Here is an 11,863-nt window from a genome sequence, read left to right as displayed (position 1 = left end):
AGGTATAGACATAGGTGACTGTAACATTTTCTGTTTACTTTCTTTACTGTTGCGATGGAGCCACCGCCTCGGCGGAGCGGTGGCGGGACGTCGGAAGTTTCGGCCGCTTTCCGGATCATGCGAGCGATGCCGCGAGGATCAACTCAGCGGACGTCGATTGGCCGACTGCCAGGACCAGCGCACCGCCGATCTAGCTCGTTTCGGACCGCTTCCGGAACTTGTTGACGTGCCGGAAATCCCGCTGCAATACTCCGATCCATCACGGTCGATGCAACGGCTTCGTGATGTCCCGGTTATGCCTCCCGCGAGAAGGGCACCAGATGAGCAAGCTCTTCCCCCGCACGGCGCTGTGGTCGAGGCGGTTGCGCGCCGCGCTCGCCGTCCTCGCCACCGCCGTCGCGATGTGCGGCGTGGTCCTCGCGGCCACCTCGACCCCGTCGAGCGCCGCCACCTGCAACGGCTACGTCGGTCTCACCTTCGACGACGGTCCGACCGGCAGCACCAGCGCGCTGCTGAACGTGCTGCGCAGCAACGGCGCACGGGCCACCATGTTCAACGTCGGGCAGAACGTCCAGAACAACCGCTCGGCGGCACAGGCACAGGTGGCCGCCGGAATGTGGGTCGGCAACCACAGCTGGAACCACGCCCACATGACCTCGATGAGCCAGGCTCAGATGCAGTCCGACCTGTCCCAGACCAGTTCGGCGATCCAGTCCGCCACCGGCATCCGGCCACAGCTGTTCCGGCCGCCGTACGGGGAGACCAACTCCACCCTCCAGTCCGTCGCTTCATCGCTCGGCATGCGACAGGTGATCTGGGACGTGGACTCGCAGGACTGGAACGGCGCGAGCGTCAGCCAGATCGTGGCCAACGCGAGCCGCCTCCAGGCCGGTCAGGTCATCCTCATGCACGACGGGATCCAGAACACCCGCGACGCCATACCGCAGATCATGGCCAACCTGACCAGCCGCAACCTGTGCCCCGGCATGATCTCGCCGTCCACCGGCCGGGCGGTCGCGCCCGACGGCACGACCCCGCCGCCCGACGGTGGCACCCCGCCACCCACCGGCGGCACCTGCACGGCGACGGCGTCGACCACCAACGTCTGGGGCGACCGCTACAACACCTCGGTGACGGTCAGCGGCGCCAGCACCTGGACCGTGGTAGTGGCCATCACCGCACCGCAGCGGGTCTCCACCATCTGGAACGGCACCGCCACCTGGGACAGCAGCGGCACCGTGATGACCATGCGGTCCAACGGCAGCGGCAACACCTTCGGCTTCACCACGATGACCAACGGCAACAGCGGCGCTCGTCCGCAGATCCGCTCCTGCACGGCGGGCTGACACCGAGCCGGTGTGCGGCGGGCGCCCGGATGCCCGCCGCACACCCCGTCGCGCGGATCCGGGGCCACTAACCTGCACTGATGCGACACACCCTCACGCCCTCCGACGACAGCCTGCACGGCCACTTCTCCCCCGACTTCCCGCCCGTGCTCACCATCGACCCCGGTGACACCGTCACGTACCGCACCCTGGACTGCTGGTGGTCGGCCGGTCCGTATCCCGGCGGAGCGAACCGGGACCGGCCCCGGGTCGCGCAGCATCAACCCGACCACGGTCACGCGTTGGTCGGGCCGGTCGCGGTCCGCGGTGCGCGCGCCGGCCAGACCCTCGCGGTACGCATCGACGCGGTCGTCCCCGCCACCTGGGGCACCACAGTGGCCGGTGGCTGGCCGAGCGGGTTCAACCAGCGCTACGGCGTGCAGGAACAACCGGTGGTGCATGCCTGGACTCTGGACCCGGCGACGATGACCGGTCGCAACCAGCATGGCCACACGATCGCGCTGCGGCCCTTCATGGGGGTGCTCGGCATGCCACCCGCCGAGCCGGGGCGTCATTCGACGATCCCGCCGCGCCCGTGGGGCGGCAACCTGGACTGCCGGGACCTCACCGCGGGAAGCACCCTCCTGCTGCCGATCCCGGTGGACGACGCGCTGTTCTCGGTCGGGGACGGCCACGCCGCACAGGGCGACGGCGAGGTCGGCGGCACCGCGATCGAGTGCCCGATGGACGAGGTGACGTTGACCTTCGACGTCCGCGACGACTTCCCGGTCACCGGCCCGGTGGCCCGCACCGCGGACGCGTGGCTGACCCTGGGCGTCGGCGCGTCCCTCGACGATGCCTCGTTCATGGCTCTGGACTCGATGCTGACCCTGATGCAGCGGTTGCACGGCCTCAGCCGCGCGGACGCGGTGGCGCTGGCCAGCATCGCGGTCGACGTGCGGGTGACGCAGATCGTCAATCAGACCGTCGGCGCGCACGCGGTCCTCCGCGACGACGCGCTGGGCTGGCCGGGCGCCGATTCTGTCGGGGGCCGCCGTTAGCGTGTGCGCACTGTCGCCGCGCCGGCCACGTCGGGCCGGTCGCTGACCCCTCGGAGGCCCCCATGTCCCAGGAGACGACCTACCTCGAACTATCCGAAGTGGACGGTGCGCACAAGTTCTACGAGGTCATCGTCGACAACGCCACGCTGACCGTGCGCTACGGCCGGATCGGCGACCAGGGGCAGATCAAGGCCAGCGCCTACCCGGACAACGCCCGGGCCCGCGCCGCCGCCGCGAAGAAGATCGGGGAGAAGGTCCGCAAGGGTTACGCGCCGGCGGTTCCCGGCGTCCGACAGAAGCGCACCGTCTCCCGGCGGCAGATCGTCAGCACCCGCTCCACCGCCCACACCGCTCCGGTGCTCTGGCGCTACGACTCGGGCGCTCCCGCCTTCGGCATCTTCGTCGACGGGCAGCACTGCATGGTCGGCAACGAGCACGGCGTGATCACCACGCTCGACCACGACGCCCAGGTGCGCAGCCAGGTCCGCCTCCCCGACGGGGTCAAGTGCATCGTCGCCGACGACGCGTGGATCTACGCCGGCTGCGATGACGGCAACGTCTACGACCTCTCCGGCAAGATGCCCCGGGTGGCGTACGCGATCGCCCCGGAGATCGACATCTACTGGCTGGACATCCACGACGGGGTCCTGGGCGTGTCGGATGCCGACGGCGGGATCACGGCGGTCGACCACGAGGACGAGTTCCTGTGGCGTCGGCCCGGGCGGGGCCGCTCGGCGTGGATGGTGCGGTGCGACAGCGACGCCATCTACCACGGCCATTCGCAGGGGGTGACCGGCTACGAGTGGCGGACCGGCGGCGAGCTGTGGCACACCAGGACCGGTTCGGTGCTCTTCGGCTGGCAGGAGCACGGCAGCGTGTTCGCCGGCACCGGCACCCGCGAGGTGGTGCGACTGTCCAAGGCAGGGCGACTGGATCGCACCTACCGGTGCGACGCCCCGGTGTTCTCGTGCGCCACCGCGGAGGGCGGCCAGTACGTCTTCGCCGGTGACAGCCAGTCCTCGATCTACTGCTTCGACGCGGCCGGCACGCGGCTGTGGAAGCTCGGCACCGGCTGCGGCTCGGCCTACTCCATGCAATACCACGACGACCGGCTCTACGTCGTCACCACCGGCGGCCACCTGGCCTGCATCGACGCGAGCGAGCCGGCGATCCGCGCGGCGCAGGCCGGGGACGTGCCCGAGGTGCGCGACGTCAAGGCCCCCCGTGAGGCACCACGGCCCGTGCAACCGACGGTCGTCGAGGTGACCAGCGACGCGGGCGCGGGCGTGGTGGTGCAGTGCCTGGACGATCGGGGGCGGTTGCGGGTCCAGGTGCTCTCCGACGGTTACCGGCGCGACTGGTCGGTGCAGTTTCCCAAGGGGATCCGCGAGCCGGGCGCCCGCTACCTGGTGACCGAGGTCCGCGAGGCCGGCCGGGGCGGGTTCTACCGGGCGTTCGGCGACATCCGCCGCCTGCGCTGAGCGGCGACCGCAGCGTCTCCGGTGGCCGGGCAGGCGCTGACGGGCCACCGTATCCCCCTGTCGTAGGGTGCCGACATGGCGCTCCCCGTCCGGGCTGACGACGATGCCGGCACGGCGTGGTGGGCCGCCCCGCCGAGGCGGCGGGTGAGTCACCTGCCGGCCGTCGACCCGGAGCTGCTGCGGGTGGCACTCGACCCGTTGCCACCAGCGGCGCCCGCGGTGGTGCACTACCGGCCCACGGTCGTGGGTCCCCTCGGCGACCTCGTGGACGCTCTCCTCGACCAACTGGACACCGCGGCGCTCGCTATGTTCCCCAGCTGGTTGGCGGGCGCCGACCACTTCGAGACCGAGGGCACGCTCGGCGTGGCGGCGGTGCGCGCCCTCGCGGCCCGGACCGCTGCCCGTTCCCGGCACTTCGGCCCGTTCCTCGCGGACCTCGCCGAGCGTGGGCTGCGCGGTCCGGGCCGGCCCGTCGGCCGGTCCCGCTTCGCCCCGGGCGTACGCGCCGCCGGGCTCGCCCGGGTGATTGCCGAGGCGTACGACCGGGAGGGCTGCGTTCTCGTCATCGCTCTGCCCGACCTGGGCGCGGGTGCGGAGCGGACACTCGTGGCCGCCGCCGAGTGGCTCGTGCGGCATGCTGACTTCACGGTGTGGCTGGCCGGCGGGCCGCTGCGCCACGTCGACCGCGTCCAGTCGGTGCCGCTGATGGTGCCGGCGCGATTCGCCGGGCTGACCAGCACGATCAACCGGATGCCGGCCACGGCCGCCGAGCCGGAGTCGACGGTGTTGGTCTGGCCGCCGATCGCTGGCGTGCCACGTGGTGACAGCGCGGCCGAGCAGGCGTTGGAACGCGCGCTGGCACCGCACGACTGGGCACGGGGCCGGCGTTGGAACCAGACATACGAGTGGCACGTACTGGGTGTGGCGTACCGACTGGATCTTTTTTGGCCCGTGGAGGGTCTTGCGGTCGAGGTGGACGGCCCGGAGCATCGTGGGCGAATCGCTTTCGCCAACGATCGCCGGAGAGACGTGCAGCTTCAACTACTCGGGCTGGATGTTCTCCGCTTCACCAACGAGCAGGTGCTCTCCGACGCGCCGGCGGTAGTCGACGGGATCCGTCGGCTGCTGGCCCGGCGACGCGCGGGCGGCACGCACTCCCACGGAGATGAGAAGACATGACGAGCCCGGCGGACGTCCCGCACCTGACGCCGAACCAGATCAACGCCCTCGTGGTGCTGATGGCCGAGGCGCGCCAACTCACCAACGTCGAGCTGCGCGAGTTGGCCGGTTTCACGCTGACCGGCAAGGACAACAAGAAGCTCGTCGATCTGGGCCTGGTCGACACCGACAAGTCTCGCCGGACCTTCGCCCACGAGCTGACCGACGAGGGCTGGCGTGTGGCACGTCAGCTACACACCGCTGCCCCGCCGAAGCAGGGCGGCTCGACCACCCGGTCACTGTTCGTCGTCCTGTCCAACCTGCACCGTTCGCTGGACCGGCTCCGGGTCAGCCACGGCGACTTCTTCAAGCAGACCGACGCCACGGCCTCGCCGGCCAGCGAACCTCGGCACGAAACACCGGCGCCGGCACCCGCAGCCGCGGCGGACGTGGAGGCGCTGGTTCGTACGGCGTACCGGGAGCTTGCCCCCGCGCCGGGCGCCTGGGTCGGTCTCGCCGACGTCCGGGACCAGCTTGCCCACACCGACCGGCCCACCCTGGACGCGGCGTTGCGGGCGATGGTCGGTCGGGAGGATGTCCGTATCATCCCGGTGGCGAACACCAAGTCACTGACCCCACGGGATCGTGCTGCAGCCGTTCGCATCGGGAACGAGGACAACCACGCCCTGGCGATCGGCCCGGCATGATCCCCGACGACCAGCGGGTCGCGCTGGAAGCAGTGAGTCTCAACCCCGCGGTCACCCCCGATGACGTCTGGCGACCCAGCCCGCACAACGTGCCGGAGCTGCACGAGACGGTGGTCGCGGAGATCCTGCGCGGGGTGGCGCGGGCCCGTACCGACGACACGAGCATGCCGCTCGGTGTCGCCATGCAGGGTCGCGCTGGCGCCGGAAAGACGCACCTGCTGGGGGCGGTCCGCGGACAGATCCAGCGCGACGGGGGCTACTTCTTCCTGGTCGACATGGTCAGTGGCAAGACGTTCTGGGAGAGCGTGGCCCTGGCCCTGGTGGAGGGCATGGGCCGCACCCACGTCGGCTGGGGCACCCAGCTGAAGACCTTTCTGCGTCGACTCACCCCGCAGCTCGGCCTGCCGGTGGAGATCCGCGACGCGGTCGCCGGTGCCCGACCGGTGACCCGTGCGCAGCTCGACGCCTTCATCCGGGCACTGCGCGCCCGCGATCGGGAAGTCGGGCGGGACACCCAGGACACCGCTCGGGCCCTCGTCCTGCACGGTGCCATCGACTTCGAGGCACAGGACGTGGGTTACGCCCACCTGATCTCCGAACCAGGCGACCCGGACGCGCGGGCGGCATGGGGGTTGAGCACCGCGGTCCGCACGCCGCAGCAGATCGTGCAGGACATCTCCCGACTGATGGCCCTGACCCTGGACCCCACGGTCATCGCCGTGGATCAGCTCGACACGCTGTTCGCCCAGACCAGCACCTCGCTGCTGAACCACCACAACGGGTTGGAGGACGGCCAGGCCAGGGTGCTCGGCCCGATCGCCGACGGCCTGCTCAAGCTCCGCGACATCACCCGCCGCACGCTGGTCGTCGTCTCGTGCCTCCCGGACACCTGGGTGCTCATGACACGCACCGTGCCCACCCCGGTCGGCGACCGGTTCCGGGTGGCGACCCTGCCGGACCGGATCCCCACCCCGGAGATCGGACAGGCGATCGTGGCAAAGCGCCTCACCGCCGCGTTCGCGGGTCCACACTTCGTGGCGCCGCACCCCACCTGGCCGATTGCCCCTGCCGCCTTCGCCGACGCACCCACCCTGACGCCACGCGCCCTGCTGCGCAGGGTGGACCGCCATGTCGCCTGGTGCCGCGACCGCGACGAGGTGGTCGAGCTCGACCGGCTCATCGACGGCGCGGACTCGATGCCGACGGAGGGCACCACCGTCCGCGGCGGGTCTGGCGACCCGACGGACGACCGCCGCCTGCGCGAGTTGGACGCACGGTTCACCGAGCTGCTCCAGGCCGCGGACGTGTCAGCCGCCGTCGACCCGGCAGGCGAGGACGAGCACATGCCATCGTTGCTCGCCGCCGGCCTGGCCGCCTGGATCGCCGAGCAGGCGCCCACCGGTGCCACCTACAAGTACGATCCGCCGCCCGGTCGCAAGCCCGCGCTGCACGGACGGCTGATCGAGGTGCTCGACGAGGCCACCGAGAACGAGGCGCACTGGTGCTTCCGGGCCATCACGCATCTCAACGCCATCGCCGTCACCGCCCGCGTCAAGGCCGCGTGCACACTGGCCGGACTGGACCGGGACCTCCCACAGCGGCGGCTGATCCTGCTGCGCAACGGTCCGTGGCCGAGTGGGAAGCGTACGACCGAGGTGTTGACTGGCTTCGACGCGGCCGGCGGCCTCCGGCGTGGAGTGTCCGAGGCGGATCTGCGGGTCTTCGCGGCGCTCCGGGTATTGGCGACCGAGCCGTCCACGGCCTTGCAGGAGTGGCTGGTGGCCCGTCGTCCGGCCAGCGGCACCGAGCTGTTCCGGGCGGTCCTGCCCGGGCCCGACCGGACGCGCGACAGCACCCCGTCCGACCCCACGGGCCAGGCGACGGGCGGCGCCGATCCCGGCGCGACGAGCGCGCCTGGCAGCGCCGATCCCAGCGCCACGAGCGTGCCGGTCGCAGACGTGGCCGGTGGTCCGTCGGCCAATGCGGCCGGCGTGCCCGTACCCGCGGACCCGGTCGACACTGTGGTCGGCGCGGGCGATCGGGCCATCCTGCTGGGGCGAACCGTCGACGGCGGCCGCCCGTTCACGGTGCCTCTGGAATCGTTGCGCCGGCACGCCGTCGTGTTCGCCGGGTCCGGTTCGGGCAAGACGGTGCTCATCCGCCGCCTGGTCGAGGAGTGCGCCCGGGAGGGTGTCTCCGCGATCGTGCTCGACCCCAACAACGATCTCGCCCGGCTGGGCGACGCGTGGCCCGAACCGCCGAGCGGCTGGGGGCCCGGCGACGCCGAACGCGCCACCGACTACCTCGCACACACCGAGGTGGTGGTATGGACGCCCCGGGTCACCGCCGGCCGGCCGCTGAGCTTCCAGCCGCTGCCCGACTTCACCTCACTGCGCGACTGGCCCGACGAGTTCGATCAAGCCGTCCGCTCGGCCGTGGAGGCGCTCGCGCCGCGCGCCGGCGTCGACCGGTCGAGCAGGCTCGCCCAGCAGGGCAAGGCCGTCCTCACCGAGGCCCTCCAGGCGTACGCGCGAAGCGGGATGGTGGGCCTGCCCGGCTTCACCGAGTTCCTCACCGACCTGCCCGAGGGGGTCAGTCGACTGGCCCGTGCCGGGAAGCTCGCCGAGGAACTGGCCGAGGCCCTCAAGGCGGCTATGGTCACCGATCCGCTCTTCGGTGGGGTCGGTGCACCGGCCGACCCGGGGCTGCTGCTGACGCCGTCGCCGGGGCGGCGGGCCCGGGTGTCGGTGATCAGCTTTGTCGGACTCACCTCCGACCAGGAGCGGCAGAGCTTCGTCAACCAGTTGCAGATGGCGCTCTTCGCCTGGATCAAGCGGCACCCGGCCGGTGATCGACCCCTGGGCGGGCTGTTCGTGATGGATGAGGCGCAGACGCTAGCGCCCTCGACCGGCACCACGTCCTGCACCGCCAGCTCAATCGCGCTCGCCTCGCAGGCGCGCAAATACGGGCTCGGGCTGGTCTTCGCCACCCAGGCGCCCAAGGGTCTTCACAACCAGATCTCCGGCAACGCGACGACGCAGTTCTTCGGGCTGCTCAACGCACCCGCGCAGATCGACGCGGCCCGGCAGCTCGCCGAGGCCAAGGGCGGGCGACTTCCGGACATCGGCCTGCTCAACAGCGGTGAGTTCTACGCCGCCGGGGAGGGGTTCTCGTTCGTCAAGGTCCGTACCCCGCTGTGCTTGACGCACCATCCGAAGGCGCCGTTGAGCCCCGAGGAGGTCATCGCCCGTGCCCGCCCGGCCGGCGTCGACGGTTGACCCACCGACCGTCGACAAGGCGGGCGTCAGGACAGGTCGTAGTCGAACCAGATGCTGTGGGTGCCGTCTCCGTCGACTGTCAGGCCTCCCGTTCCACGGATGCCGGTCAGGCCGCCGGTGCCGCTCGTGGGGACGATCGTCAGGAACTCGGCCTGCCGGTCCTGCCCCGTGGTGGTGGCGGAGTGCACGAAGTTGAAGGTGCCCGCGTTGCCGGCGACACTGCCCTCGAACGACTCCATGGCGACGTACGTGCCGGTGCCGGTCGTGGGATCGAAGGCGGCCGTGAAGAGTGTTTCGGATCGGCCGTCGATCTCTCCGGTGAACGTCTTGCGCATGGTGGCGAAACCGACCGGCAGGCCAGTCTTGACCTCGGGGCTCGGCACGGGGACCGCGGTGAACTCAGCCACCTCGAACGTTCCGATTGCTCGCATGTCCCGCACGGTAGTCCGCTCGGCTGACATTTCCGTCGGGATTTCGAGCGCTTCCAAACCTGATCATGACTGTGGCTCGGGCAGAGGTGCACGGGTCCGGCCGGCTGTCCCGCTGACTTCGACGGGTGACCCGTCCGGCTGGGTAACCTGACGCCATGATCTTCATTACCGCCAAGTTCCGGGTCCTGGCCGAGCACGCCGACGGGTGGCCGCAGATCGCCGCCGACTTCACCGAGGCGACCCGGGCCGAGCCGGGCTGTCTGTGGTTCGACTGGTCCCGCAGCGTGGACGACCCGACCGAGTACGTGCTGGTCGAGGCGTTCCGCGACGACCAGGCCGGCGCGGCCCACGTGCAGTCCGCCCACTTCCGCGCGGCGCAGGAGACCCTGCCTCCGCACCTGGCCGAGACGCCGCGCATCGTGAACGCCACAGTGCCGCAGGAGACCTGGTCGCTGCTCGGCGAGATGGCCGTCCCCGAGAGCCGCTGACCGCCGCAGGCACGGGGCACCGCCCGCGCCGACCGCGTCGAGGCGTTCCTCGACGCGTCGGCGGTCGGTGTCGACCCGTCGTCAGCGCAACCGGCGGGCGGTGAACCGGGCCGGCGGGTCGGCGATCACATCCTGTGCGGCGATCAGTTGGATCTCCCGGGTGCCCGCCGCGAGTGTCGCTTCGAGCACGGCGTAGACGGAGGCGATGGTGCGCTCCAGCGCGATCGCGGGTGAGCCGGTGGTCCACAGGTGCGCGAGATACAGCGCCGCCGTGACGTCGCCCCCGCCGTTCGGGTTGATCGGCAGCAGCGGCGTGGTCACCGCCCAGGCGCCCTCGTCCGAGACTGCCACCACCTCCAGCGAGTCCGGGGGCAGGTCGCCGTGGAGCACGCTGGTCACCAGGACGTGCCGAGGCCCGGTCGCGCGTACGACGTCGACCGCGTCGAGCACCTCGGCGAGCGAAGTCGTCGTACGGCCGGCGAGGAAGTCGAGCTCGAAGTGGTTGGGCGTGATGATGTCCGCACGCGGCACGACGGTGTCCCGCAGGTACTCGGGAATGCCAGGGCGGACGAACATGCCGCGACCGGCGTCGCCCATCACCGGGTCACAGCAGTACAACGCGGCCGGGTTGGCCGCCTTGACCTTCGCCACCGCGTCCAGGATCACCGCGCCCATGGCCGGGTCGCCCTGGTAGCCGGACAGCACCGCGTCGGCGCCGCCGAGGGCTCCACGGTCCGCGATGCCCTCGATCACCTCGGCCACGTCGGCGGCCGCCAGCATCGGCCCCCGCCACGCACCGTACCCGGTGTGGTTGGAGAAGTGCACCGTCAGGACCGGCCACACCTCGTGGCCGAGCCGCTGCAGGGGAAACACCGCTGCCGAGTTGCCGACGTGACCGTAGGCGACCGACGACTGGATGGACAGGATCTTCACCGGCTCATCATGGCCGCCCGGGCGGGCGCCGCACGCGCGGCCCGCCGAATCTGTCGGGTGGCCCACTCGTCGCGTACCCCTCAGTGACGAGCGGACGGCCCGGACATCGTCGTCCGGGCCGCCCGATGGTTCCTCCGGTCAGCCGCCGAGGCTCGCCGCAGCCGAGGCGATCGACGAGGCGAAGTAGCTCACCTGGGTGTAGACACCCGGGTAGTTGGGCCGGGCGCAGCCGTTGCCCCAGCTCACGATGCCGACCTGGATCCAGGCGTTCGAGGCGTCGCGGCGGAACATCGGGCCACCCGAGTCACCCTGGCAGGTGTCCGTGCCGCCGCTGGCGTAGCCGGCGCAGATCTCCTGGGCGGGGATGAGATCGCCACCGTAGTTGGCGTTGCAGGTGGAGTCGCTCACGAACGGCACGTTCGCCTTGAGCAGGTACCGCTGCTGGCCGCCGCCCTCGCGCGCGGCGCCCCAACCGGCCACGGTGAAGGTGCCGCTGTCGTAGGCGGTCGTGCTGGCGATCTTCAGGGTGCTCAGCCCGGTGACGGGGCTGGCCAACCGGATCAGCGCCCAGTCCCGGCCGGAGCCGTTGTAGCCGGGAGCCCGGTAGACGTAGTTCGACCGGACGGTGATGCGGCTGGACGACTGGAGGTCGACCGTCCCGAGCGTCGCGGTGATGCTGGTGTTGGTGCCGGTCGAGCCCACGCAGTGCGCCGCGGTGAGCACCAGCCGGGGGCTGTACAACGCCCCGCCGCACCCCATCGAGAGTCGCACCATGAACGGGAACTCGCCCTGAGCGGCGCGGGTGCCGCCGACGACGTTCGGCGTCATGGGGTTGTCGGCCGCTGCGGCCGGCGCGGTGAGAGTGAGGCTGGCCGCGGTCACCGCGGCCAACGTGGTGGCCAGCAGGCCAGTGAGGGTACGCCAGCGAACCATGCATTCCTCCGCATCAGGATGGCACGCCTCGTGAGCGCACCCCGTTCGAGATAGCGGTCATCATATTG

10 protein-coding genes are annotated in these 11,863 nt (G+C 71.0%); 7 read left to right on the top strand and 3 right to left on the bottom strand.

Features of this window, described 5'->3' with window-relative positions:
- Positions 1 to 320 precede the first annotated feature (320 nt).
- The 6 genes from FBZ33_RS11900 to FBZ33_RS11875 all read left to right on the top strand — a co-directional run bounded on the left by FBZ33_RS11900 (position 321) and on the right by FBZ33_RS11875 (position 9,010).
- Positions 321 to 1,346, top strand: coding sequence for a polysaccharide deacetylase family protein (locus tag FBZ33_RS11900; protein WP_088947805.1), 1,026 nt, complete (start codon positions 321 to 323; stop codon positions 1,344 to 1,346).
- Positions 1,347 to 1,426: 80 nt separating this feature from the next.
- A complete protein-coding gene (locus tag FBZ33_RS11895; protein ID WP_141909077.1) occupies positions 1,427 to 2,386 on the top strand; it encodes an acetamidase/formamidase family protein in 960 nt (319 codons plus the stop codon).
- A 62-nt stretch (positions 2,387 to 2,448) separates the two neighbouring features.
- The gene (locus tag FBZ33_RS11890) at positions 2,449 to 3,867 is read left to right on the top strand and encodes a WGR domain-containing protein (protein WP_141909076.1); all 1,419 of its coding nucleotides are present in this window, start codon (positions 2,449 to 2,451) and stop codon (positions 3,865 to 3,867) included.
- A 75-nt stretch (positions 3,868 to 3,942) separates the two neighbouring features.
- Entirely contained in the window at positions 3,943 to 5,046 is a 1,104-nt protein-coding gene (locus tag FBZ33_RS11885) for an endonuclease domain-containing protein (protein WP_141909075.1), read from the top strand.
- Positions 5,043 to 5,732 carry a hypothetical protein gene (locus FBZ33_RS11880; protein ID WP_141909074.1) on the top strand — a complete coding sequence of 230 codons (690 nt, stop codon included), beginning with the start codon at positions 5,043 to 5,045 and terminating at the stop codon, positions 5,730 to 5,732. Before FBZ33_RS11885 ends, FBZ33_RS11880 begins: the two co-directional genes overlap by 4 nt.
- The gene (locus FBZ33_RS11875; protein WP_141909073.1) at positions 5,729 to 9,010 is read left to right on the top strand and encodes an ATP-binding protein; all 3,282 of its coding nucleotides are present in this window, start codon (positions 5,729 to 5,731) and stop codon (positions 9,008 to 9,010) included. The genes FBZ33_RS11880 and FBZ33_RS11875 overlap by 4 nt, the downstream gene beginning before the upstream one ends.
- Before the next feature lie 26 nt (positions 9,011 to 9,036).
- On the opposite strand, the gene FBZ33_RS11870 is transcribed toward FBZ33_RS11875, so the two are convergent.
- A complete protein-coding gene (locus tag FBZ33_RS11870) occupies positions 9,037 to 9,441 on the bottom strand; it encodes a DUF3224 domain-containing protein (RefSeq protein ID WP_141909072.1) in 405 nt (134 codons plus the stop codon).
- A gap of 155 nt (positions 9,442 to 9,596) precedes the next feature.
- Between FBZ33_RS11870 and FBZ33_RS11865 the strand changes: the two genes are divergently transcribed.
- Complete coding sequence (locus FBZ33_RS11865) at positions 9,597 to 9,929, top strand: putative quinol monooxygenase (protein WP_141909071.1); 333 nt, start codon at positions 9,597 to 9,599, stop codon at positions 9,927 to 9,929.
- 81 nt (positions 9,930 to 10,010) lie between these two features.
- On the opposite strand, the gene pdxY is transcribed toward FBZ33_RS11865, so the two are convergent.
- A complete protein-coding gene (gene pdxY, locus FBZ33_RS11860) occupies positions 10,011 to 10,862 on the bottom strand; it encodes a pyridoxal kinase PdxY (protein ID WP_088947800.1) in 852 nt (283 codons plus the stop codon).
- Between the two features lie 138 nt (positions 10,863 to 11,000).
- On the bottom strand, positions 11,001 to 11,795 hold the full coding sequence (locus tag FBZ33_RS11855) for a trypsin-like serine protease (RefSeq protein ID WP_141909070.1): 795 nt from the start codon (positions 11,793 to 11,795) through the stop codon (positions 11,001 to 11,003).
- Positions 11,796 to 11,863 lie beyond the last annotated feature (68 nt).

The organism is Micromonospora sp. A202 (assembly GCF_006715105.1).
GTDB classification, from domain to species: domain Bacteria; phylum Actinomycetota; class Actinomycetes; order Mycobacteriales; family Micromonosporaceae; genus Micromonospora; species Micromonospora zamorensis.
Note: the sequence above shows the minus strand (reverse complement) of the source record. Positions and strands in the feature narration are given on the sequence as shown.

Coding starts and splice junctions, on each gene's coding strand:
- FBZ33_RS11875 (WP_141909073.1), top strand. CDS start 5,729: ATGATCCCCGACGACCAGCGGGTCGCGCTGGAAGCAGTGAGTCTCAAC.
- FBZ33_RS11855 (WP_141909070.1), bottom strand. CDS start 11,795: ATGGTTCGCTGGCGTACCCTCACTGGCCTGCTGGCCACCACGTTGGCC.
- FBZ33_RS11885 (WP_141909075.1), top strand. CDS start 3,943: ATGGCGCTCCCCGTCCGGGCTGACGACGATGCCGGCACGGCGTGGTGG.
- FBZ33_RS11880 (WP_141909074.1), top strand. CDS start 5,043: ATGACGAGCCCGGCGGACGTCCCGCACCTGACGCCGAACCAGATCAAC.
- FBZ33_RS11900 (WP_088947805.1), top strand. CDS start 321: ATGAGCAAGCTCTTCCCCCGCACGGCGCTGTGGTCGAGGCGGTTGCGC.
- FBZ33_RS11895 (WP_141909077.1), top strand. CDS start 1,427: ATGCGACACACCCTCACGCCCTCCGACGACAGCCTGCACGGCCACTTC.
- FBZ33_RS11890 (WP_141909076.1), top strand. CDS start 2,449: ATGTCCCAGGAGACGACCTACCTCGAACTATCCGAAGTGGACGGTGCG.
- FBZ33_RS11870 (WP_141909072.1), bottom strand. CDS start 9,441: ATGCGAGCAATCGGAACGTTCGAGGTGGCTGAGTTCACCGCGGTCCCC.
- FBZ33_RS11865 (WP_141909071.1), top strand. CDS start 9,597: ATGATCTTCATTACCGCCAAGTTCCGGGTCCTGGCCGAGCACGCCGAC.